The organism is Brevibacillus gelatini (assembly GCF_050920745.1).
GTDB classification, from domain to species: Bacteria; Bacillota; Bacilli; order Brevibacillales; family Brevibacillaceae; genus Brevibacillus; species Brevibacillus gelatini.
On sequence record NZ_CP154342.1, the window covers coordinates 4,393,505 to 4,416,199 of the forward strand.

Consider the following 22,695-nt stretch of genomic DNA (forward strand, 5'->3'; position numbering starts at 1 on the left):
ACGCCCTTTGTTTTTCGCGTACATGTAGCCTTATTGGTCGCTTTGCGTACTGATTGCTTCTTTTTCCTGTTGAAATTGTGCCAGCAACTGTTCTGCTTCTTCTTTGGCATCTTCAGACTGCCTTGCCATCTTTGCTCTATTTTTTAAAGAAGCCAATTTCTCTTCAAATTTTGCAACGAGTTGTTTCTGCTGTTCGATTTGCGCCAACATTTTCGTTACCTCGGGGTCGTTTGCATCTGCATCACTGTTTTTGTAGCTTGATTCATGAATGAGTGTCATTTCTTTGAAACCAGCTAGCTTACGTGCCAATACATCCTCGGGGTTTTCGGGGTACAGCTCTTTTTTCAGCTTGCCTATCTCCCACCCCAGATCTTTTATTTTTTGTCTTTCTTCACTTGGCGCATTTGGATCATCTTGCTCGGCCAGCTTTTGATACTCTTCTTCCATTTGCTTAAGCATTTCTGTTTTGGATGCATCATTCGCATACGCTTGATATCCAAAAAAACTTGCAGCGCCTAAAATGGCAAGACCGACTATTGATACAGCGATCAGTTTCTTGGTTCGATGTATAAACATGGTATCATCCCCTTTAGGGATTTATTTTTTGATTTTATTTACCATTAACTACTGCCCAGTGTTCTCTAAATGGATGAGTACCAGTCCAAGATGATGCGCGGGATTTTATAACCACATTTTACTTGAAAATCCACGCTTTGGCACCTACTTTCATCAAAGGCCTTCACCTGCAGCAAGCAATAATCGCCAAATTCAACGCCAGGCTCCAGTTGCTGTTTGTCAGCAGCTACCGCAAAAATGTGAAAAGAAAAAACCAGCCTCTCTACAGAAGCTGGCCTGACGTTCTTACACCTTTTTCACAAACTCCGACTTCAATTTCATCGCACCGAACCCGTCGATCTTGCAGTCAATATCGTGGTCGCCGTCTACCAGGCGAATGTTTTTTACCTTCGTCCCGATTTTCAAAACCGACGAGCTCCCTTTTACTTTCAGGTCCTTGATGACGGTTACGGTATCGCCGTCTTGCAGAATGTTGCCGTTCGCGTCCCGGACGACTTTTTCACCGCTGTCCTCGGCTTCTGCCTGCAGTGTCCACTCATGACTGCATTCCGGGCAGATCAGCATGCTTCCATCCTCGTACGTGTACTCGGAATTACATTTTGGGCAATTTGGCAATGTACTCATGTATTTCATACCTCCATCCAATTACGGCTCATTTTAACACAAATGCGCCCTGGATACATGTCTTGCCGCCCAATTTTCTTATCGGTTGGAGGTACAGAGGTTCTCTGTATTTGTTTGCTTCTGCTTGGCGGACTCGATGAACAGTTTAAACAGCTTGAGCTGTTCCTCGTCTGTCTGAAACATCATCTCGGGATGCCACTGAACAGCCAGCAAAAATGGATACTGGGTATGAACAATCGCCTCAATGATGCCGTCCTCTGCGGTTGCAATCGCTTCCAGACCTTCTCCGAGTCTATCGATCACCTGATGATGGAAGCTGTTGACGTCCAGCTCTTCCTTGCCAAAGCAACGATACAGAATATGCTCTTTTGACAGCTTTACCTTGTGGGCAATACTGGATTTTGGCCCGATATACCCGGCGTGGTTGATCTCCGTGGAGTAGCCGCGCTCAATGTCTTGCACAAGTGTCCCGCCGAAATACACATTCAGAAGTTGCAGTCCGCGACATATCCCGAATATCGGCAACTTTCTTTTGACCGCCTTGTCCAGCAGCTTCCATTCAAACTTGTCTCTGGCCGGATTGATCTGACCAAGCCCTTTTTTATACGGCTGTCCGTAAAAGCTGGGGCTAATGTCGCTCCCGCCAATAAACATCAGGCCATCGAGCCGATCCAGCAGCGAATCCAGATAACTGTCATCATCAATGAGTGGAATCGGTACAGGTATTCCGCCCGCACGATGAATGCTCTCAGGATCGTCTATCGCTGACGTATAGTGGTCCTGCGCAATCGCAAATCGGTGCTTGCTTTCCTCAAAGGCACTGACGTAATAGGTTGTACAACCAATGAGAGGCTTCGTCACGGTCCATTTCTCCTTCATCTGATGATCTTATGTGACTGATTTTAGGGAAAAAATTCTGGAGAAAAATCAAAAAATTATGTGATCGCTCCCTCAATTGTCTTTGCGGCGGTGGCCATTTCCCGTTTCTTCGTAAAACAGCCGGACATCTTCGTCAATCTGCCCGATGTTCAAATATCTGGCTTTGTAATCTTGCACCAGCTTTTTGAACTGATGGCTGAGAACCAGCAGGAAAAATATATTAATAAAGGTAGGTACAGCCGTCATGATGCCTGTCATCAACCATACATCCTTGTCGGGATACTGAAAGGTGACGACATAGACGACAAAAAGAAATTCGGGAAGTGCGCAAAGCACCTTCAAATATTTCAGTACATGTTTTTTGGCGACCTTGTTTTTATTCAGCAGGTGTCGAGCTATGATTTCCCTGTTTACATACCAGCCGCTTGCCGACGTCAGGGCAAACAGGAAAATGATGACCGTCACGATGTATTTCCCCGCTAACCCCAATGTTTGTTCAAACGAATGCAGAGCCAGCTCAACCCCCGTTTGTCCGGAAACCCAATCACCAGACAAAATCACCACGAAAGCGGTAATGCCACAAATCACAATGCTTGTAAAAAACACCTCAAAACCGCCCCACAGCCCTTGCTTGACCGGATGGTCGACGTTGGCCATCGAATGAACAGTCGGTGTCGTACCCCAGCCAAATTCACTTGTGTACACGGCCTGGGATACCCCGATTGTAATCACCTGGGCCAAGGTTGCTCCCGTGAAACCACCGATGGCGGCTGAGCCATAAAAAGCGTGCTGAAAAATCAATTCCAGGGTCGGGATGACTTTTTCCACGTTCATCACAATAATCAGGAAGCCTAACGCAAGATAAGCAACAATCATGAACGGCACGATGTATAAAAAAATCTTTGCCAAATGCGCAATGCCGCGCCCGATGATGAAATAAACCAAAAGTGCAAACACAAAGGATACAACCAGAATGTTCATATGAAACGTAGTGCTGACCGCGACGGAAGCCACGTAGTTTTGGATCGAGAGAAAAACGGGTGCGCTCATGCCGATCACAAACAGCACAACCAAAAACATCCAGTTTTTTACATTCATTTCTTTCCCGATGCCTTTCTCGATGTAAACCGTCGCACCCCCGATGATTTGCCCGTCCTCGTCTCGCGTCCTGTAGTAGACGGATAAGGTGACTTCTACCATCTTGATAATCATCCCGACTGCGGAGGCGACCCACATCCAAAATACCGCTCCCGGACCGCCGACGGCGATGGCTGTAGCCACCCCGCCGATACAGCCAACTCCTACCAGACAGCCAATGGCAATATTTCCGGTGATGGCAGAGGGCAGTCCTCCTTGCTTGTTTGCTTTTTCTCTTTTTTGCGAAATAGACCCCCGAATATGGCGAAATATATGCAAAAGATAACGAAGTTGAAAAAACCGATTCTCCACCGTAAAAAAGAAGCCCGCGAAAAGAATAGCAAAGGGCACAGGAATATCCCAAAGGATGTTGACGATGGAGTATGCCATATTCTCTAACAAGGCAACCAGACCTTTCACGAATTTTCACATATTTCTTTGAAATTTATTTTACATTACTTTTTTATGATAGAGGCAGAAAGAACGTATCTTTTTTTCAAAAGAGGAGGGTTTTTCATGATTCGTCGTAAACATTGGGTTTCTTTTGTCGTAAGCTGTTTGACAGCCATTAGCCTCGTAGGGTGCGGATCCCAGGAAACCGGAGGCAGCACAAACGATACGCTCATTTTTGCTGTCGCTCCAGATGGAGGCGCTTTCAGCTCCCGAGACAGCTCCGGCAAATTGACCGGATTTGATATTGAGCTTGTTGAGTCCATCGCTGCAAAAGAAAACCTCAAGGTCGAATGGAAAGAGATGAAATTCAACGGCATCATCCCTGCCCTGCAAGCGAAACAGGTTGATGGCGCTGCCGCTTCCATCACCATTCGCGAAGATCGTAAGGCCGTGACGAATTTTACCGACCCTTACTTTGATTCCGGTCTGGTGATGGTCGTAAAAAAAGATAGCCCGATCAGCTCCATCGATGACCTGAAGGACAAGACAATCGTTGCCAAGCAAGGAACATCCGGCCTTGAAAAAGCAAACGAGCTGGCCAAAGAAAAAGGCGCCAAAGTAAAGATTTTGGAAGATGAAGCTACTCTCTATATGGACGTGGAAGCAGGCGGCTCCGACGTGCTGATTAACGACTTCCCGTTTGTTGCCAATAAAATCAAATCCGGTACAGCTGCCAACCTGAAAATCGTTGGAGACAAATTGACAGGGGAAGAATACGGAATCGCAATCGCCAAAGGAAAAGAAGACATCCTGGAAAAATTCAACAAACACCTGAAAGAAATGAAAGAAAACGGCGAGTATCAAAAATTATACGATAAATACTTCGGTTCAAACTAATGGGTGCAATTTGCACCTTATTTCTTTCAGGAAAGGAAGCGAAGCATGGACACATTCAACCTGATTGCAGACGCATCTCCCCTTTTGCTGAAAGGGCTTGAGAGTACGATCAAAGTAGCGTTTCTTTCTTTGCTTTTCGCCACAGTTCTCGGACTTTTCTTCGGTCTCTTGCGTGTATCGAAGCGCAAGTGGCTGCAAATGATTGCGAAAGTCTATGTTAGCATCATTCGGGGTACCCCGCTGTATGTGCAAGTTATTTTCTTTTACTTCGGCGTATTTCCATTGCTGTTTGGACGGGCTACCGATGCGGTGTCTGCCGGTATCTTCGTTCTCAGTCTGAACGCAGGCGCGTATTTGGTTGAAATTTTCCGCGCCGGCATTGAGTCCATCGACAAAGGCCAAATGGAGGCTGGCCGAGCCATCGGCTTTACCCACGGCCAAACCATGGCATACATTATTTTGCCACAAGCCATCAAGCGGATGATCCCCGCAATCGTAAACCAGTTCATCATCAGCATCAAAGATACGTCACTGCTTGCCACCATCGGTATTGCAGAGCTTACATTTACGGCTCAGACCATTTATGCCGTAAACTTCAAAGCTTTCGAGTTTTTGGGTACAATCGCCGTCATTTACTGGGTTCTGATCTATGTACTCACATGGTTCTCTCATTGGCTGGAAAGGAGGCTGGCGGCACAATGATTCAGGTAAAACAGCTGGCAAAATCATTCGGAAATCTCCACGTCCTCAAGAACATCAACGCCCATATCAAGCGCAAAGAGGTCGTATGTGTCATCGGTCCCTCCGGCTCCGGGAAATCTACTTTCCTGCGATGCCTCAATCTCCTTGAAGAGCCGACAGCCGGTGAAATTATCATCGACGGGATTAACATTATGGACAAGGGGACAAATATTAACACCCTTCGGCAAAAAGCCGGCATGGTGTTTCAGCAATTTAACCTCTTCCCGCACAAAACGGCATTGGAAAACATTACGCTGGGCCTGATTAAGATCAAAAAATACAATACAGCCACTGCCGTTGAAAAAGGAAAAGCCCTGCTGGCCAAAGTAGGCCTTCTGGAAAAAGCAGATGTCTACCCGCGAAACCTGTCTGGCGGTCAGCAGCAACGGGTGGCGATTGCAAGAGCTTTGGCGATGGAGCCGGAAATCATACTGTTTGATGAACCGACATCCGCACTCGATCCCGAAATGGTCGGGGAGGTTTTGCAAGTCATGAAAGACTTGGCCCAGGAAGGAATGACGATGGTGATCGTCACACACGAAATGGGTTTTGCCAGAGAAGTAGCTGATCGCATCTTGTTTATGGATCAAGGATTTGTTGTCGAAGAAGGCACACCAGAACAACTGTTTTTCCATACGCAGCAAGAAAGAACGCGGGAGTTCCTGAACAAGGTTCTGTAGCTCGCTTCCTCTTTTTTAACCTCTGGATTCTCTTGAGTTCAGAGGTTTGCTCCATTCCGGTATAATATAAGTATTACATCGTGAGGGGAGTTTTTTGCAGATGGCGTACACCGTTTTTTTAGTTGAGGATAATCAGGATTTAAACTCCATCTTGCAGAAGTATCTGGAAAACGCAGGCTATACCGTGGAAGCATTTCTGGACGGCCACAGTGCCCAGCAAAAAATCCGGGAAACACCCGACCTCTGGATTTTGGACATTATGCTGCCCGATACGACCGGGTACACCTTATTTAAAGAGATCAAAGCCATCCATCCGGATATTCCCGTGATCTTTATCTCTGCCAAGAACCAGGAAATTGACCGAGTGATCGGTCTGGAACTGGGCTGCGACGACTACATCTCCAAACCATTTTTACCGCGAGAACTGATCTTGAAAACGCAAAAGCTGCTGGAACGCAAAAACGGCACAAAACCTCAGCAGCACGCGATCACCAAAATAAACGACTATACCATTCACCGCGAAAATCACACCATTCTTCACGACGGTGTTTCCATATCGCTGACCAGCAAAGAGTTTGAGCTATTGCTGTTTTTCATTGACCATCCCAATCGCGTGTTCTCCCGGGAACAAATTTTGGAACGACTGTGGGACAAAAACTATTACGGCTCGGATCGTGTAGTTGACGATACCGTGCGGCGCATACGCAAGAAAATGCCGAAGCTGTCCATAGAAACAGTCTATGGCTACGGTTACAGGTACAGGTTGGTGAATGGATGAGAGACAAACCGTTTGGACTCCAAATATGGGTAATCATGACCGCTTTTCTCATTTTTATTACGGGGATTATCTCGCTTGTCCTCGTCTCCTATGTCTCGGTCGATGTCCTAATCAATCTCGTGCGGCTTCTCGTCATTCTCTCGATCATCAACATTTGTCTCGCCAAGTTTATCGCGAATAAAATTACCGAGCCGCTGCGCTACCTGGAAAAGAAGGTTCGCAAAATTGCCAACAAGGAGTGGGAAGAACCGATTGACCTCAATCGCGGAGACGAATTTGGCAAACTGGCTTCCTCTATCAACATGATGCAAGAATCGCTCAAGAAGATGGAGATGGAGGAAGAAATTTTTTTGCAAAGTGTTTCCCATGATTTGAAAACACCGATCATGGTCATCCACAGCTATTCCCAGGCGCTTTTGGATCGAGTCTATTTGAACGACTCTTTTGACGAGACGGTTGCGGTCATTATCAAGGAAGCCAAGCACCTCGAAAAAAAGGTGGAAAAACTGCTGTACCTCAACAGTCTCGACTATATCTTAAAAAGAAAAAGCGAATGCAAGCCCACGAACGTCCAAGCCATTGTCCACAATCTCATCGACAGATTTTCGCTGGTGCAAAACCACATCGTCATTCACCCCCAACTGGAACATGTGTACGTCTGGGGAAACGAGGAAGAGCTTACGGTAGCACTGGAGAACATTTTGGAAAACAATATGCGCTTTGCCCAATCTTCTATCTGGATAACCGTAAAACGCGTTTTCGCCCAGGGAAAAGAATGCGTGAAAATCATCCTGGAAAACGACGGTCCTCCAATCGAAGCTGAACAGCTCGATCAGTTGTTCAACCATTTTTACAAAGGCATGAACGGAAAATTCGGCCTTGGCTTGTTCATTACAAAAAAAGTCATCCAGTTCCATCACGGAGAAGTATACGCAGAAAACAGGGGAAAGCGCGTGAGGTTTACGATTTTGCTGCCAATCACGAACCACTGATGCTGCTTCTTTTCGATAAAAAAACAGACAGCCCTCCCCTTGGCTTGACAGGCTTGGGGGAGGGCTGTCTGTTTTGCCTTTTTGCATCGCTTGCAAGTCGTCCGCTTTTGTTTCTGCTATCCGTGAATCGCATGTCCAAGCGCCCCGCGAACGGCCTCGTTCAGCGCCTCTGAAAGCGTCGGATGCGGGGCGATAAAGCTCTCCATGGCATCTGCCGTCATTTCGGTATGCAAAAGAAGTGCCGCCTGCCCGATCAGCTCTGTTGCCAGCGGACCGACCAACGTCACGCCGACGATCTCGTGGTACTCTGGCTCCACCAGCACTTTTACTTTGCCTGATCCTTCCTGCAAAACCAGCGCCTTGCCGTTGGCCGAAAAAGGAAACTCGCCGACGAGCAGCCCCGCGTATCGCTCTCTGGCCTGACGCTCCGTCAATCCGACGGAAGCCACCTCCGGCGATGTATACATGCAACGGGGAACCGCGCGCAGGTTGAGCGTCGCTTCCTCCCCGCATGCGTTGCGAGCAGCAATCTCGCCTTCGTGAAAAGCGACGTGGGCAAGCTGAATCGTTCCGCGTGCATCTCCTGCGGCATAAATATGCGGCTGGCTCGTCTGCAAGCGCTCGTTTACCTCAATTCCGCGCGCCGTCGCCTTTACCCCGGCTCGATCGAGCGCAAGTCCGTCCAGACGCGGCTTTCTTCCAATCGCTACAAGAACGGCATCTGCCTTGAGTTCCTTTACCCCCTCCGGAGTCCGGATGCGCGCCAGCCTGTTCGTGCGATCCAGTGCTTCCACGCTGCTGGCCAAATGCAGCTGTACGCCCTCCTGCTTCAGGCTGCGCTCCAGAAATGCCGCGATGTCAGCGTCTTCTCCCGGCAAAAGCTGCTCCGCCATCTCCACGATGACGACCTGGCTGCCCATTCTGCTGTACACAGAAGCAAATTCGCAGCCGATCACTCCCCCGCCCACGATGAGCAGCACGGGCGGAGCCTTTTCCAACGACAGGCAGTGACTGCTGTGCAAAATCCACTCCCCGTCGAATGGCGCAAAAGGAAGGGCAATTGGCTCCGCTCCGGTCGCTACAATAAATTTCTCTGCCTCTACGCTGCTCGTGCTGTCTGCCGTTTCCACCCGCAAAGAGCGCTCGTTGTGAAACGTCGCACGTCCGCGCATGACCTGCACCTGGTTGCGCTTCATCAAGTATTGCACGCCGCCAGTCAGCTTTTGAACGATGCTCTGCTTGTAGGCGTGCACCTTCTCCCATTGGACGCGCGTCTGGTTCACAGGGATGTCGATGCCAAAGCGTCCTGCATGCAAGACGTGCTGATACGTGTCCGCACAGGCAAGCAGCGCTTTGGTCGGCATGCAGCCTTCGTTCAGGCAGGTGCCGCCCAGCTCCTTTTGTTCGATCAGCACAACCTGCTTTCCCGCGCGCGCCGCTGTAATCGCCGCCACGTAGCCCGCTGGCCCTCCGCCGATAATCGCAATATCGTACATGCTTTTCCCTCCCTAGACCAGCAGGCTGTGCGGGTCTTCCAGATAAGACCGGACTGTCGCCAAAAACGAAGCAGCCGGGGCACCATCCAGCACCCGATGGTCAAATGTCAGAGAGAGCGGCAATAACGTGCGGCGCTGCAGCTCGTCGCCGACAAATACAGGCGTGTCCTTCGCCGCTCCCACGCCCAGTATCCCGGCTTCCGGCGGATTCAGCACAGGGGTAAAGGTGTCTACGCCATAACTGCCCAGGTTGGTGATCGTAAAAGTAGAGCCTTTCATTTCTTCTGGCGCGAGCTGATTTTGTCTGGCCCTCGCGCTGACGGATTTCAGTTCGCTCGCCAGCTCGGCAAGCGTCTTCTGCTCGGCCCGACGAATAACGGGGACGACCAGACCTTTTTCCAGCGCGACGGCGATTCCGAGATGAACCTCTTCGTACAGCTCGATCCGGTCTTCCACATACGCGCTGTTCATCTGCTTGTGGCGCAAAAGCGACAGAACGACCGCCCTCGCGATCCAATCCGTAACCGACAGCTTGAGCTGATAGCGGCGCTCCATTTCTGGCGAGAGCTTTTCTTTCAGTTGCAAAAGCTCGGTGATGTCCGCCTGCATCGTGATCGTCAGCTGGGCGCTTTGCTGCAAGCTCTGGTACATGCGCTCGGCAATCACTTTGCGCATGCCAGATACTGGAATGCGCTCCGGTTGCTTTTCGCCGGTATTCGCTGCCGCTGCCACGCGATTGCCGCCGCCTGCGACTGGTACAGCGTTCGCTTGCGCTTCTGCTCTTTGTGCCGCCATATCCGGCTGTAGTTGCCCGCCAGCCTGGAGGTAGCGCTCCACGTCTTCCTTGGTGATTCTTCCCTGTGGTCCCGTGCCCGTCAGCTTAGTGTAGTCAATCCCCGCTTCCTCGGCCATCTTGCGCGCGACAGGGGAGATTTTGATCCCATCCCGCGGACGATCCAGTACGGCCGTTGCCGTTGTGGCCGCTGGCGCTCCTGCTGCTGTCCGCTGCTCATCCGAAGCCGCCAGCGCAGCGGCCGACTCGGCAGTCGCTTTTGCCGACGCGGCGACAGAGGCCGTCTCTGCCAGCTCCCCTGGCTGTCCGATTACGCCAAGCACGGTGCCGTAGGGGACGACACCGCCTTCGGGAACCTCGATTTTCAAAAGTACGCCGTCGGAAGCCGCTTCCACTTCCATTTCAATTTTTTCCGAGCTGATGTCGACGATGCCTTCTCCTTTTTTGACCGCCTCTCCCTCCCGTTTCTTCCAGGCGATCACCGTCCCTTCCACCATTGCCATTCCCAGCTTGGGCATGATGATATTTTCTGCCATTTCTGCTCTCTCCTCTCCTGCCTTGTCTGTGCGCTTGTCTTTTCGCTGCAAAAGCACCCGGCTTCCCCTTGTTGCCGACAGCCGGGTGCTGCCCGGTCGATCAGGAAACGGCTGTAATCGAAGCGTCTCCGATCATTTCCGACACGACCTGAATGACCTTTTGCGGCGATGGCAAATACAGGTCTTCCAGCACAGGCGAAAACGGAACGGGGGTGTGCGGCGCTGTGATTCGCTTGATCGGCGCATCCAGATAGTCAAAGCCTTTATCGGCGACAAGCGCTGCAATATCAGTGGCGACGCTGCAGCGAGGATTCGCCTCGTCAATCACGATCAGCCGATTTGTTTTCGCGACAGAAGCCAATATCGTATCCTCATCCAGCGGCGACAGCGTGCGCGGATCGACCACCTCAACCTCGATCCCTTTTTTTGCCAACTGGTCAGCTGCCGCAAGCGCTGTCTGCACCTGCTTGCCGATGGCAACAATCGTCAGGTCGCTGCCTGTGCGCTTGATGTCCGCTACGCCGAGCGGGATCGTGTAGTAGTCTTCCGGAACTTCTCCTGTGGTGTTGTACAGCGTCTTGTCCTCGAAAAAAATGACCGGATCGTTGTCCTCGATGGAAGCGAGCAGCAAGCCTTTTGCTTCATACGGCGTAGACGGCACGACTACCTTGATGCCAGGAATATGCGTGAACATGGCGTACAAACTCTGCGAGTGCTGCGCTGCCGCCCGGAATCCGGCACCGTGCATCGTGCGAATCGTGATCGGCACCTGCGCCTTGCCGCCGAACATGTAGCGGAATTTCGCCCCCTGATTCATCACCATGTCCAGGCAGCTGCCGATAAAATCGTTGAACATCAGCTCGGCAATCGGCCGCATCCCTGTTGCCGCAGCCGCCATGGCCGCCCCGATGTAGCCCGCCTCGGTAATCGGCGTATCCAGCACGCGCTCGCGGCCAAACTCCTGCACAAGCCCTTTGGTCACGCCAAGCACGCCGCCCCACGCTTCATCGTCCTGCAAATGGTCTACCTGCGCGCCGCCAGCCACGTCCTCGCCCAGCAAAATCACGTTCTCGTCGGCTCTCATCGCCAGCTTCATCGCTTCGTTTACAGCGGCAGAAAAGCTGATTTTTCTCGTCATGTTCTCCATCCCCCTCTCTTAGTACGACACGTACACGTCAGTCAGCAGCTCTTCGGCGTTCGGATACGGGCTTTCCTCGGCAAAGCGGATGGCCTCCTGAATCGCCGCTTCCACCGACTGCTCGACTTCCGTCAATTCCGCCTCCGCGAGCGTTTGCGATGCGGTCAAATGGTTGCGGAACATCGCAATCGCATCCTTTTCGTTTAGATGCTCCTGCTTGTCGGTCTCTTTTTTGTACTTCTGCGCATCCCCTTCGAAATGCCCGTAGTTGCGGTAAGTCACACATTCAATCAGAGTAGGGCCTTCGCCGCGCCGCGCACGGGCCACTGCTTCCTCTGCCGCCCGGTAAACAGCGAGCACGTCCTTGCCGTCCACTCGCACGCCCGGCATATTGTAACCGCTTGCACGATCAGCGATATGCGTGCAGCTGGAGGCGTATGCAAACGGCGTCGCCTCTGCGTACCCGTTGTTTTCAGCCACAAACACGACAGGCAGCTTCCAGATCGCCGCCAGATTCATGCCCTCGTGGAAGGTTCCCTGGTTGTTGGCGCCATCTCCGAAGAAACATACGCTGACCGCACTGGTCTTTTTCAGCTTGGCTGTCAGCGCCGAGCCGCACGCCAGCGGGAATCCGCCGCCGACGATGCCGTTTGCCCCGAGCATTCCTTTGTCGAGGTCCGCAATGTGCATCGAGCCGCCCTTGCCTTTGCACAGCCCTGTCGCCTTGCCGTAAATCTCCGCCATCATTCCATTCAAGTCGCACTCTTTGGCAATGCAGTGGCCGTGCCCCCGGTGCGTGCTGGTAATACTGTCCTGCTGGTTCAGATGTACGCCCAGCCCAACCGCAATCGCCTCTTCTCCCGCATACAAGTGAACAAAGCCCGGCAGCTTGCCCTGTCCGAACAATACGTGAACTGCGTCCTCGAATTTGCGGATCTCCAGCATCTTGCGGTACATCCATTTCGCCTGTTCACGGGACAGCACCTGTTCTTCCGCCTGGATTACTTTCATCTGATACGCCTCCTTCATCGTGACTTGTCTGGAACAATCGGTTGATTGCCCTTGCCCTTTTCCTAAGTGCAATCCTTGTGCCAGCATGGGTCTGTCCGAAAAGAGCGGCTATTTGCGCCATTTTTCTGACGATTTCCATCTGAACAAGCTGCTCGCAGGTGAGACAATCTGAGACGGTGTACCATTTTGTCTCATTTTTTCTCACTTTCTCACTGGGCCTCGCCTTCCTCTCTTGCCTTCCTCCTCTGCTTTGGACTGGTTCTTCCCCGAAACAAAAAAAGGCCGGCTCATGATGAACCGACCAGATGACGCTGCCTTCCTTTTAACATCTGCAACGCGCTCTCTGCCTCCTGAACAAGCCACGGCGGACAGGCTTCCAGCAGCGAAAAGGAGGCTTCCCCCTCTGTTTGCAGAAGCTCGCGCAGGCGCGCGGCCACCCCTGCTACTCCTCCGGGCACGCCGAGCTCAGACAGGCTTGCCATTCGCTCCGGCTGCACCTCGGGAAACTGCTCCGCCAATGCTCCTTGGGCAGCCGTCTCGTAAAAAGATTGGATGATCTCACCGTACGCACGCCCACAGCCTTCTGCATTGATAAACGCCTGCACAGCGACGGCGCGCGTCAAACGCCGCTGGGCAATCCCGCAAAATTTATAGCCGTCAATCGCCAGGTCGTACGTTCCCGGACAATAGGAGCCTGCAACTTCCCCGCTGCTCATGCGTCCCCCCGCTTCGCCCAATACTGCGCGAATCAGCTCGACCATCTGCGCAAAAAATGGCTCGGGATTCAGGTCGCCCGCTCCCACGGGCATCACCAGCGACAAATTGACCACGCCCGGAGCAAGCGGAACGGCCGCACCTCCCGATTGCCGGACAGCCGTGCGATACCCTTTTGCCTCCAGCTCGCGCACTGCTTTTGCCGCCTGTGGCAGCCTGGCGTCGCGCGAGCCGAGCACCACTGCCTTTTCGTGCCGCCAGAGATGAACCAGCGGCGCGATCGTCGCATCTTTCGCACACCGACGTGCGTATGCTTCGTCGATGCCAAACGGGACAAGCACGTCCCCCGTATGCATCCGGGAGGTCGTGTCGAGCAGTTGCAGCGTCGTATGTCGCCATGTTGGTTGCATGCGTGCGTCCCTCCCTGTTGTTTTCGTCGTCAGCGGCTCAGAGCCGATACTTTTTCAGCTTGCGGTAAAAAGTGCTGCGCGGAATGCCCAACAGCTCTGCCGCTACAGATGCGCTGCCGCCGCTCTTTTCCAGCGCCTGGATGATCGTTTGCCGTTCCAGCTGCTCGCGGTAGCGCAAGGAGTCCGGCTCGTAAAAAGCAGGCTTGTTCGCCGCGTGACCTGCGCCAAGCCGCAAATCTGTTCCTGACTGGCCGGAGTGCGTGGAGACGGAAAAATCCTCGATCCAATCAGGCTGGGTCAGCCCAAAAAGAAAACGCTTCCAATCTTCTCTCGGAATCACCCTGAGCCGCTCTACCACGTTGTACAGCTCGCGAATGTTTCCCGGCCAGTCGTAGGCCAAAAGCTCCTTTTGCAAAACGTCTGGCAGCTCCAGCTCGGCGTAGCCGTTTTTGCGGCAATAATGCAAAATGAGCAGCGGAATGTCCTCCTTGCGCGCACGCAGCGGCGGCAGCGAGACGGGCAGCACGTGCAGCCGATAGTACAAATCCTCGCGAAAAGTGCCTTCGCTCACCTGCTGGCGCAAATTGCGGTGCGTAGCCGCGATGACGCGAATATCCAGCGACTGTTCTTCCGTACTGCCAATCGGCGTGACTTTTCGCTCCTGGAGAACGCGCAGCAAGGCTACCTGCATCGCCGCCGGAATTTCTCCGATCTCGTCGAGAAACAGCGTTCCTCCGTTGGCCTGCGCCAGCTTGCCCTTGTACCCGCGGCGGCGCGCTCCAGTGAAGGCACCCTCGACGTAGCCAAACAGCTCGCTTTCCATCAGCTCGCGCGGAATCGCCCCGCAGTTGACCGCGACAAACGGCCCTTCCCGACGCGGGCTGTTGTCGTGAATCGCTTGCGCCACCAGCTCTTTTCCCGTGCCGCTCTCGCCGTAAATCACGACATTGCTGTCCGTTGGCGCGATTCTCTCCAGCTCCCGCAGCACACTGGCAAAAGCGGCACTGGTTCCCTTCTCACCTTTGAACTGAAAGGCGGGACTGCCGCTTAAAAAAATGCGCGGAGCCCGCGTGCTGCCGGGAGCCACTTCGACCAGCCAGCCAATCAAGCCGTTATGGCGAACGGAGAACACCGGAGCTTGTCTGACCTCCATCAGTCCGTATTCGGCCAGCTCGCGCCGCGTCCGGCCCGACCAGCCAGCGATTAGCCTGCGTATGTCCGCACTCGCGTACACTACCCGCTCTTCCTTGTTGTAGACGACGAGCTGCCGTTCCGGTTCATCGGCCAAAAGCACGGAGCGCTGCAGCAATTCCAGCTCGTCCTGCTGCCGCTGCTTCATCCACGCCTGCTCGATGGAGTACGCCAATGTCATGACAATCGCCATCGCCTGGGGATGGCTCCGCTCAAGCGGGCTGGATACGTCTATGACCCCGAGCAGGCCGCCTGCTTCGTCGCGAATCGGCGCAGCAAAGCAGCTCCAATGATGCGAGGCAACAGAATAATGCTCCGTCCCGTTGACCATGATCGCCTCTTTTGCCATGAGCGCGGTCCCGATTGCGTTCGTCCCTACCTCTTCTTCCGTCCAGCGCACGCCCTCGACGAAGTTGATCTCGTTTGCAGCCAAAAGCGCCCGTTTTTCGCCGCGCATGCTTAGCACGTAGCCTTCGGGATCAATGACGAGCGCGATCATTCCCACGTCGTGGATAAAGGGCGACAGCCGATCAATCTGCGGCAAGGCAAGCTCCAGCAAATGTCGGCTGCTCTCCTTCTGTCTTTTCAATGCGTCTCCTGACAACACAACCTGTCCCGTTCCTGCATACGGATTCACCTGATTTCTTTTGCACCGATGCCACGACTCTGTAATTCGTTTGTTGATTCGTGCTGAGTCAATTACACCTTCTTGAACAAAACGTTTCCACACCCGCAACGAAACGCTTTCCTCGAACATGCATCAACCACCCTCCGCTTTACGAATCAATCCTTTCCTCAAGATTATCCCGAATGTTCAGAAGTTTCAAGCTTTGTCTGTTTTTGACTTTGTGTGCAAGACGGACGGCTGCTCGCCAAAATCATTGTCTGCACTTGACACGAACATCAAAAAGAGACGATGGCCCTGCCCTATCAGCAGCCATCGTCTCTCTTTTCCTTTTTCCGCATCCTCATGCGCCAACTACCAAAAGCGTCCATGTGTCACGGACTTGTCGTCGTGCTGTTTGTGTGCAAATTCCAGGCGTTCTTGAGCAACTCGATCAGCTTCTCTTGTCTTTTCTGTAAAATTTCAGGCGTCCACTCTTTCTCCTGAATCACTTGTGTCGTAAGCGCAAACGAGCTGATTCCGTTGCTCGTTTGAAAATAAGAAGCTTTCTTCTTTTGAAAATCGTAGTTTTTGGCCTGGGCATTTTTGGCCCGTGTCAGCAACACGAGATTCCCCAGTTTATGAACATACTCGGCAGGGTTGGGAAAATGCTGCAACCAGTCGCTGTTCGGTTTGGGCGTTTGCGGCAAGACGTGCTCGACGGTAATAACCGAATAGTCGTAGTAAGGCTGTCCCGTCGTCAAAAGCGAGTCGAGGCGCAAGAGCAAATACCGCTTCGCTGTATCCTTGAGATCCGTATACACATCTCCATTCAGCATACGAATGACTTCCTGCTTGTCCTCTTCCGTCACCTCAAGGGCCGACTCGTCCGAAAACATGTCGACGCCTTTATCCATCTCTCTTAAAATTTGCGAGTAACGGGACATGCGCCAGTTGAAATTTTTTCTGAGAATCATGCTCGTGCCAGCGAGCACCTCCAGACGATTGAGAAAAGCCTCTACCTTTTGATTGTGATGACGCATGTAATACATGGCAGGCGGAATCCAGTCGCTGTTGTCGATGCGGTTTAACAAGCTCAAAATCTTCATGAGCTGTGGCTGCTGGCTGAAAAATGAATTGTAGTTTACCAGCTGTAAATAAATCTCTCCATACGGGATCAAGTATTCATCAATAAACTTGCTCCCGCTGATCGTGGAGAAAATCTCGTTGTACTCGTCCTTGTAATTCGCGCTGCCTTTTCGCTTCTGGATAATCATCCGCATGTGATCGAACAGCTTGTTAAAGCGATCCCTGCCGAGAGAAACCTCGACATCCTCCCACTTGCTGGTGTACTGATCCTGCTGGTCTTTGGGTATATCGCCAATGACCTGTGCCTTGAAAATATCACTCGTCATCAGATCCAGCCCGCGATCATTCAGCACGGTAAAAATGCGGAACGCCGAATCAAAATTGGGAGTCGACACCACGACAATGTAGCAAAGCGTTGCGATCACGCCAGGCAACGTCTTGACCGTCTGCGGCTCCAAATCGTTGAGCCGCTCCAAAAAGTACAAGGCGTTATCCCGAATCGCTTTTTGACTATCGGTTTTCACCGTCGTGTCCGCATTCAGCTTTTGCGTAGCGCCCCGCTCCTGAATGTTCACTCTGAAAAAGTCGCTGTCCCGATTGCGCAGACAGAGACGGTATGTATCGGCGATGTTCCGGATTTTGCTGCCTCTTTGCACGATCATGCTATCAATCTCGCTCGCGTAGTCATCTCCCAAGTAATCGCGCAATACCGCAAGCAAAATCGTCAATGTCGTAAGCCGCTGCTGGCCGTCCAGCACTTCGGCCTGAGGGCCGTCTTTTTTAACCAGTACAATGCTGCCGAGAAAATAAGGCTCCTCTACATCGCCAATATTTTTTTCCGTAATCCTGTGATGCTCGATAAAGTCGAGCAAATCATCCAGCAGCTCCCCGGCCTCGTTGGTTGTCCATGAGTACGGACGCTGAACGGAAGGAATCGTAAACAAGTAATCATCGGAAAAGACTTTATGCAAAGGAGTCTCCTGCGCAAATAACGTCGTCTTCAAAATGCTGCCTCCCCGAACGCTTGATAATAGGTCATCCAACTACAGAAATAGGTATTTATGCTCATCTAGGAATATACCCTACCTTCCAGTTCTTTGAAACCGTTAATTCATCCCATTCCTGAAAAAGCGTTCATTCGCCTGAGCATTCTGTCTCGTCCCATCCAAAGTGAAAAAGGCGGAGCATCTGCCTGCTTCCGCCTCATCCAACTTGCCTTTCTGCTGTCACGCGGAACTTCCCCGGACAGAGCAGACTACGCTTCTGACGACTGGCTCACTCCGCCGCTTCCCACTTCGCTACCTCTTCGCGCACGCGCGGCGCCACCTCGGTGCCCAAGAGGCGAATGGCCTGCATGACCTGATCGTGCGGCATCGTTCCTACAGGGACGTGCAGCATGAAGCGGGTAATCCCGACCTGTTTGCGCAGGTGAACGATCTTCGCCGCTACCGTTTCCGGGTCGCCGACATACAGAGCGCCTTCAAAGCTTCTGGCCGCATCAAAGCTTGCGCGGTCGTAATGCCCCCAGCCGCGCTCACGTCCCAGGACGTTCATGACATACTGGGTAGACGGGAAAAACTTGTCGGCTGCGGCTTCCGTATCCCAATCAATAAAACCGTGCGAGTGGGAAGCCACCTTCAGCTTGCGCGGGTCGTGACCGCCTTGGATCGCCGCGCGCTTGTACAATTCGACCAGCGGCGCAAACTGCACCGGACGGCCGCCAATAATGGCGAGAACGAGCGGAAGCCCCAGCAGTCCGGCGCGAATAACCGATTGTGTGTTGCCGCCGCTGCCAATCCAGACAGGCAGCGGGTCCTGGACAGGCCGAGGATAAATCCCGAGATTATGGATGGCAGGCCGATGCTTGCCGCTCCAGGTCACTTTTTCCGACGCGCAGATTTTCAGCAGCAATTCCAGCTTTTCTTCGAACAGTTCATCGTAATCGTTCAAATCATAGCCGAACAGCGGAAACGACTCGATAAAAGACCCTCTCCCGGCCATGATTTCCGCCCGTCCGTTCGAGAGCGCATCGAGCGTTGCAAAATCCTGAAAGACACGCACCGGATCGTCCGAGGACAGCACGGTAACGGCACTCGTCAATCGGATCCGCCTGGTCTGCGGCGCAGCCGCTGCCAGCACCATCGCAGGAGAAGATGCCGCGAAGTCTTTCCGGTGATGCTCGCCAACGCCAAACACATCAAGTCCTACCTGGTCCGCCAACACAATTTCCTCGACCACTTCGCGCAAACGCTGCGCATGGCTGATGACCTCGCCGGTTTGTGGGTCCGGCGTCGTTTCTACAAAGGTGCTTACCCCGATTTCCACGCAAAAAGCCTCCTCACTGTTTCGCATCATTATTTTTATTTTAAGATTCTCGAAATTAAATTTCAAGCCTGCAAGTGTTCTGCCCCATTTTTTCCGCACAAAAATAAAACGATAGGGACACCGTCGCCAATGTCCCTATCGTTGATGCATGTAAATGATTATTTTCGCTTGCCTTCCCCAGCCTGTTCATCAAGCGGAGCCGCCTTGCCAATGCCAAAAGCGTAAAAGGTGATCGTCATGATGCCCAGGAACACAATACCCGCAATCAGCGAGACGCGTGTTTCATCGTTGATCCACATACCGACCAGTACCATCAGCAAAAAGGCAATCGTGATGTAGTTGGTCAGTGGAGCCAGCGGCATCTTGAACGGATGATTGCTAAGCTCTGCCGCTCTTTGTTTGCGGAAGCGGATTTGGCTGATAAGAATGACAAACCACGGAACCATTCCTGGCAGCACGCTTGCGCTGTACACATATACAAACAGATTTTCCGGCGCGATATAGCTCAAAATAACGCCGACACCCAAACCGATCAGCACGCCGATCGTTCCCAAAAGCGGCACGCCGTTATGGGACAGTTTGGTGAAAATTTTCGGAGCTTGTCCGTTAACACCCAGCGTATACAGCATGCGTCCCGCACTGTAAATACCGCTGTTGCAGCCGGACATCGCTGCCGTGATAACGACAAAGTTGATGAATCCTGCTGCCGCTGTAATCCCGATTTTCGCGAACGTTGCCACGAACGGGCTGCCAATTGTCTGCAATTGATCCCAAGGGTAAACGGTTACAATTACAAAAATGGCACCGATGTAGAAAATGAGAATACGCCAAATGATGCTTTGAATGGCACTCGTCAATGTTTTCTTCGGATCTTTTGCCTCACCAGCCGTAATCCCGATCAATTCAACACCTTGATAAGCCCCGATTACCAATGACAAAGCGAAGAAAAAGCCTGTCCAGCCTCCAGCAAAAAAGCCGCCATGTTCCCACAGATTCGACAACCCGATGGCATTGCCGCCGTTGCCAAAACCGAAGAAAATCAGGCCAATTCCGGCAACAATCATCAAGACGATCGTCACAATTTTAATCATGGCAAACCAAAACTCAAATTCACCAAACGACTTCACAGAGAACAAGTTCGCTGCCCCGAGAATCAGCATGGCAATAATCCCTGGAATCCATGCTGGCAAATCCGGGAACCAGTATTTCATGTACGCCCCGACAGCGATAATCTCCGACATCCCCACGACGACCCACTGGAACCAGTTGCTCCAGGCCGTCAAGTAACCAGCCAATGGATGAATGTACTTGTAGCCAAACGTCGCGAACGACCCGGTGCTCGGCTCAACATACAGCATTTCCCCCATGGCGCGCATGATAAAAAATATAAAGATTCCTACTATTGCATAAGCAAGCATGACGGATGGACCTGTCCATTGAATGGTGCTTGCCGAGCCCATAAAGAGTCCTACGCCAATTGTGCCGCCCAAAGCGATCATTTGAATGTGACGCGTTTCCAGACCCCTGTTTAATTCTTTCTTTTCCACTTCGGTTCTTCTTCCTCTCTGCTATCACTAGCTGTAATTTAGGAAAGCTATGAACACTACCTCATCTACACATCATGAGCAGTCGATCAGTTTTTCTTGATAAAAAAACGTTCTGCTACATCCTGTAGTGCTTCTAATAAAGCATTCCCAATAGTTGGTAAGATTATCCTCTCCCCCTTTTAGCGCTTTACTCCAGAAACACTTGTTTATTGTAATATGTTTTTCTGATAATAACAATTGTATTCACAAGAAAAACCGTTGGTAAATCAATATATTCAGATTATATTAAATAAAAAAATATATGACAGATAAAATATATTTCTCGTATCCAGCCATTCCACACTCGCCATGCCCGCAAAAGAGCACGACCGAAATCCGGCCAGGATGGGAAAAACAAACGGCCTTCCCCCTACAAATCGCAGGGAAAAGACCGCTTCGTTCTTATATGGATTACTGGCTGGCTACCGGGCGACAGCCACTTTTTTGTCGAGTTCCAGCGCCTTTGCTGTGTAGGAGTGAATTTCATGCAACAGCTCTGGGTTGTCCATCAATGACACGCCATAAGAAGGAATCATTTCTTTGATTTTCGCTTCCCACTCGTTCATATGCTGCGGGAAGCATTTTTTAATGACCTCAAGCATGACGGACACGGCAGTGGAAGCTCCCGGAGAAGCACCCAAGAGCGCCGCAATCGAGCCGTCCGCCGACGTAATGACTTCTGTACCAAACTGCAGTGTTCCTTTTCCGCCTGTCTCGGTGTCTTTGATAACCTGCACACGCTGGCCGGCCACGACCAAATCCCAGTCCTCGCTCTTCGCGTTCGGGATAAACTCGCGCAGCTCTGCCATCCGCTGCTCTTTGGACAGCATGACTTGCTGAATCAGGTACTTTGTAAGCGCCATCTCTTTTGCGCCTGCTGCCAACATCGTCAGCACGTTGTTCGGTTTGACCGAAGTAATCAAATCGAACATGGAGCCGGTTTTCAAAAACTTCGGCGAGAACCCGGCAAAAGGTCCAAACAGCAACGATTTCTTGCCATCGATATAACGTGTGTCCAAGTGCGGAACAGACATCGGCGGAGCGCCAACCTTGGCTTTTCCGTATACTTTTGCATGATGCTTCGCCACAATTTCCGGGTTTTTACAAACCATGAAGATACCGCTTACCGGGAAACCGCCAATGCGCTTCCCTTCCGGAATACCGGATTTTTGCAGCAAATGCAGGCTTCCGCCACCGCCGCCGATAAAGACAAACTTCGCCTTGTGGCGTTGCACGATGCCGTTCTTGAGGTTTTTCACTTTCAATTCCCAAGAGCCGTCGCTGGCACGTTTAATATCTTCAACGCTATGCTCATAATTTACTTCAACGTTTTGCGCCTTCAGGTGCTCAAACAACATCCGCGTCAAAGCCCCGAAGTTGACGTCTGTTCCTGTGTCGATCTTCGTGGCTGCGATTGGCTCATTCGAAGTACGGCCTTCCATCACGAGCGGAATCCATTCCTTCAGTTTTTCCGGGTCATCGGAAAACTCCATGCCTTGGAACAGCGGATTTTTCGACATCGCTTCGAAACGCTTCTTCAAAAACGCTACGTTTTTCTCACCTTGCACCATGCTCATGTGCGGCAATGGCATAATGAAGTCTTGCGGATTGCGAATCAGCTTGCTGTTGACGAGATGAGCCCAAAACTGCATGGAAACCTGGAACTGCTCGTTGATCTTGATCGCCTTGCTAATGTCGATCGATCCGTCTTTCTTTTCACTTGTGTAGTTCAGCTCACAAAGTGCGGCATGCCCGGTTCCGGCATTGTTCCATTCGTTGGAGCTTTCCTCTCCTGCTTTGGAGAGCTTTTCAAACACTGTAATTTTCCAGTCTGGTACTAATTCTTTCAGCAGTGAACCTAGAGTCGCACTCATGATGCCGGCACCAATTAAGATAACGTCTGTTTGCATTTGTCTGTCACTCATTTTTACCGTCCTAACTCGCTCGTATTTGGAGAAAAGATGCAGGCGGCTCCTGATCTGGCCCCGTTGCAAGTCAGGGTGCTACCTAGTACACACCTTTTCTGGAATAATTACAACCTGTTATATAGTGTATCACTTTTGTCTTTAGAATAAAATATTTGCTATATATTGATAGTTATATGC

Annotated in this window: 19 protein-coding genes; 5 read left to right on the forward strand and 14 right to left on the reverse strand. The window is 51.7% G+C overall.

Annotated elements, in window-relative coordinates:
- Positions 1-30 precede the first annotated feature (30 nt).
- The 4 genes from AAFJ72_RS21025 to AAFJ72_RS21040 all read right to left on the reverse strand — a co-directional run bounded on the left by AAFJ72_RS21025 (position 31) and on the right by AAFJ72_RS21040 (position 3,606).
- Positions 31-576 (reverse strand): hypothetical protein, encoded by a 546-nt coding sequence (locus AAFJ72_RS21025; protein ID WP_432775605.1) that lies wholly within the window; start codon positions 574-576, stop codon positions 31-33.
- 285 nt (positions 577-861) lie between these two features.
- Complete coding sequence (locus tag AAFJ72_RS21030; protein ID WP_432775606.1) at positions 862-1,200, reverse strand: zinc ribbon domain-containing protein YjdM; 339 nt, start codon at positions 1,198-1,200, stop codon at positions 862-864.
- Positions 1,201-1,278: 78 nt separating this feature from the next.
- Entirely contained in the window at positions 1,279-2,061 is a 783-nt protein-coding gene (locus AAFJ72_RS21035; protein WP_432775608.1) for a gamma-glutamyl-gamma-aminobutyrate hydrolase family protein, read from the reverse strand.
- 90 nt (positions 2,062-2,151) lie between these two features.
- Complete coding sequence (locus AAFJ72_RS21040) at positions 2,152-3,606, reverse strand: alanine/glycine:cation symporter family protein (RefSeq protein WP_432777231.1); 1,455 nt, start codon at positions 3,604-3,606, stop codon at positions 2,152-2,154.
- A 126-nt stretch (positions 3,607-3,732) separates the two neighbouring features.
- On the opposite strand from AAFJ72_RS21040, the gene AAFJ72_RS21045 reads away from it, so the two are divergent.
- The 5 genes from AAFJ72_RS21045 (at position 3,733) to AAFJ72_RS21065 (ending at position 7,697) form a co-directional block, all read left to right on the forward strand.
- A complete protein-coding gene (locus tag AAFJ72_RS21045) occupies positions 3,733-4,506 on the forward strand; it encodes a basic amino acid ABC transporter substrate-binding protein (RefSeq protein ID WP_432775610.1) in 774 nt (257 codons plus the stop codon).
- A gap of 45 nt (positions 4,507-4,551) precedes the next feature.
- Entirely contained in the window at positions 4,552-5,208 is a 657-nt protein-coding gene (locus AAFJ72_RS21050; protein WP_122904552.1) for an amino acid ABC transporter permease, read from the forward strand.
- A complete protein-coding gene (locus tag AAFJ72_RS21055) occupies positions 5,205-5,927 on the forward strand; it encodes an amino acid ABC transporter ATP-binding protein (protein ID WP_432775612.1) in 723 nt (240 codons plus the stop codon). The genes AAFJ72_RS21050 and AAFJ72_RS21055 overlap by 4 nt, the downstream gene beginning before the upstream one ends.
- Before the next feature lie 100 nt (positions 5,928-6,027).
- On the forward strand, positions 6,028-6,705 hold the full coding sequence (locus AAFJ72_RS21060; RefSeq protein ID WP_432775613.1) for a response regulator transcription factor: 678 nt from the start codon (positions 6,028-6,030) through the stop codon (positions 6,703-6,705).
- Positions 6,702-7,697 (forward strand): sensor histidine kinase, encoded by a 996-nt coding sequence (locus AAFJ72_RS21065; RefSeq protein ID WP_122904549.1) that lies wholly within the window; start codon positions 6,702-6,704, stop codon positions 7,695-7,697. Before AAFJ72_RS21060 ends, AAFJ72_RS21065 begins: the two co-directional genes overlap by 4 nt.
- Before the next feature lie 116 nt (positions 7,698-7,813).
- Here the strand turns inward: AAFJ72_RS21065 and lpdA are convergent, their stop codons facing one another.
- The 10 genes from lpdA to AAFJ72_RS21115 form a co-directional block, all read right to left on the reverse strand.
- Complete coding sequence (lpdA, locus tag AAFJ72_RS21070; protein WP_432775614.1) at positions 7,814-9,193, reverse strand: dihydrolipoyl dehydrogenase; 1,380 nt, start codon at positions 9,191-9,193, stop codon at positions 7,814-7,816.
- Between the two features lie 12 nt (positions 9,194-9,205).
- The gene (locus AAFJ72_RS21075) at positions 9,206-10,522 is read right to left on the reverse strand and encodes a dihydrolipoamide acetyltransferase family protein (RefSeq protein ID WP_432775615.1); all 1,317 of its coding nucleotides are present in this window, start codon (positions 10,520-10,522) and stop codon (positions 9,206-9,208) included.
- A gap of 100 nt (positions 10,523-10,622) precedes the next feature.
- Entirely contained in the window at positions 10,623-11,660 is a 1,038-nt protein-coding gene (locus AAFJ72_RS21080; protein ID WP_122904547.1) for an alpha-ketoacid dehydrogenase subunit beta, read from the reverse strand.
- 18 nt (positions 11,661-11,678) lie between these two features.
- On the reverse strand, positions 11,679-12,671 hold the full coding sequence (locus AAFJ72_RS21085) for a thiamine pyrophosphate-dependent dehydrogenase E1 component subunit alpha (protein WP_432775616.1): 993 nt from the start codon (positions 12,669-12,671) through the stop codon (positions 11,679-11,681).
- Positions 12,672-12,958: 287 nt separating this feature from the next.
- Positions 12,959-13,795 carry a lipoate--protein ligase family protein gene (locus AAFJ72_RS21090; RefSeq protein WP_432775617.1) on the reverse strand — a complete coding sequence of 279 codons (837 nt, stop codon included), beginning with the start codon at positions 13,793-13,795 and terminating at the stop codon, positions 12,959-12,961.
- 37 nt (positions 13,796-13,832) lie between these two features.
- Positions 13,833-15,743 (reverse strand): sigma-54-dependent Fis family transcriptional regulator, encoded by a 1,911-nt coding sequence (locus tag AAFJ72_RS21095; RefSeq protein WP_122904544.1) that lies wholly within the window; start codon positions 15,741-15,743, stop codon positions 13,833-13,835.
- Between the two features lie 242 nt (positions 15,744-15,985).
- Positions 15,986-17,683, reverse strand: a complete 1,698-nt coding sequence (locus AAFJ72_RS21100; protein WP_432775618.1) for a DUF262 domain-containing protein — start codon at positions 17,681-17,683, stop codon at positions 15,986-15,988.
- 271 nt (positions 17,684-17,954) lie between these two features.
- Positions 17,955-19,004: an LLM class flavin-dependent oxidoreductase gene (locus tag AAFJ72_RS21105; RefSeq protein WP_432775619.1), complete on the reverse strand. Its 1,050-nt coding sequence runs from the start codon at positions 19,002-19,004 to the stop codon at positions 17,955-17,957.
- Between the two features lie 158 nt (positions 19,005-19,162).
- Positions 19,163-20,551, reverse strand: a complete 1,389-nt coding sequence (locus AAFJ72_RS21110) for an amino acid permease (protein WP_122904542.1) — start codon at positions 20,549-20,551, stop codon at positions 19,163-19,165.
- A gap of 461 nt (positions 20,552-21,012) precedes the next feature.
- A complete protein-coding gene (locus tag AAFJ72_RS21115) occupies positions 21,013-22,557 on the reverse strand; it encodes a malate:quinone oxidoreductase (RefSeq protein ID WP_432777232.1) in 1,545 nt (514 codons plus the stop codon).
- Between the last annotated feature and the right edge of the window lie 138 nt (positions 22,558-22,695).

Coding starts and splice junctions, on each gene's coding strand:
- AAFJ72_RS21055 (WP_432775612.1), top strand. CDS start 5,205: ATGATTCAGGTAAAACAGCTGGCAAAATCATTCGGAAATCTCCACGTC.
- AAFJ72_RS21080 (WP_122904547.1), bottom strand. CDS start 11,660: ATGACGAGAAAAATCAGCTTTTCTGCCGCTGTAAACGAAGCGATGAAG.
- AAFJ72_RS21065 (WP_122904549.1), top strand. CDS start 6,702: ATGAGAGACAAACCGTTTGGACTCCAAATATGGGTAATCATGACCGCT.
- AAFJ72_RS21025 (WP_432775605.1), bottom strand. CDS start 576: ATGTTTATACATCGAACCAAGAAACTGATCGCTGTATCAATAGTCGGT.
- AAFJ72_RS21060 (WP_432775613.1), top strand. CDS start 6,028: ATGGCGTACACCGTTTTTTTAGTTGAGGATAATCAGGATTTAAACTCC.
- AAFJ72_RS21090 (WP_432775617.1), bottom strand. CDS start 13,795: ATGCAACCAACATGGCGACATACGACGCTGCAACTGCTCGACACGACC.
- AAFJ72_RS21040 (WP_432777231.1), bottom strand. CDS start 3,606: ATGGCATACTCCATCGTCAACATCCTTTGGGATATTCCTGTGCCCTTT.
- AAFJ72_RS21075 (WP_432775615.1), bottom strand. CDS start 10,522: ATGGCAGAAAATATCATCATGCCCAAGCTGGGAATGGCAATGGTGGAA.
- lpdA (WP_432775614.1), bottom strand. CDS start 9,193: ATGTACGATATTGCGATTATCGGCGGAGGGCCAGCGGGCTACGTGGCG.
- AAFJ72_RS21050 (WP_122904552.1), top strand. CDS start 4,552: ATGGACACATTCAACCTGATTGCAGACGCATCTCCCCTTTTGCTGAAA.
- AAFJ72_RS21085 (WP_432775616.1), bottom strand. CDS start 12,671: ATGAAAGTAATCCAGGCGGAAGAACAGGTGCTGTCCCGTGAACAGGCG.
- AAFJ72_RS21095 (WP_122904544.1), bottom strand. CDS start 15,743: ATGTTCGAGGAAAGCGTTTCGTTGCGGGTGTGGAAACGTTTTGTTCAA.
- AAFJ72_RS21045 (WP_432775610.1), top strand. CDS start 3,733: ATGATTCGTCGTAAACATTGGGTTTCTTTTGTCGTAAGCTGTTTGACA.
- AAFJ72_RS21030 (WP_432775606.1), bottom strand. CDS start 1,200: ATGAGTACATTGCCAAATTGCCCAAAATGTAATTCCGAGTACACGTAC.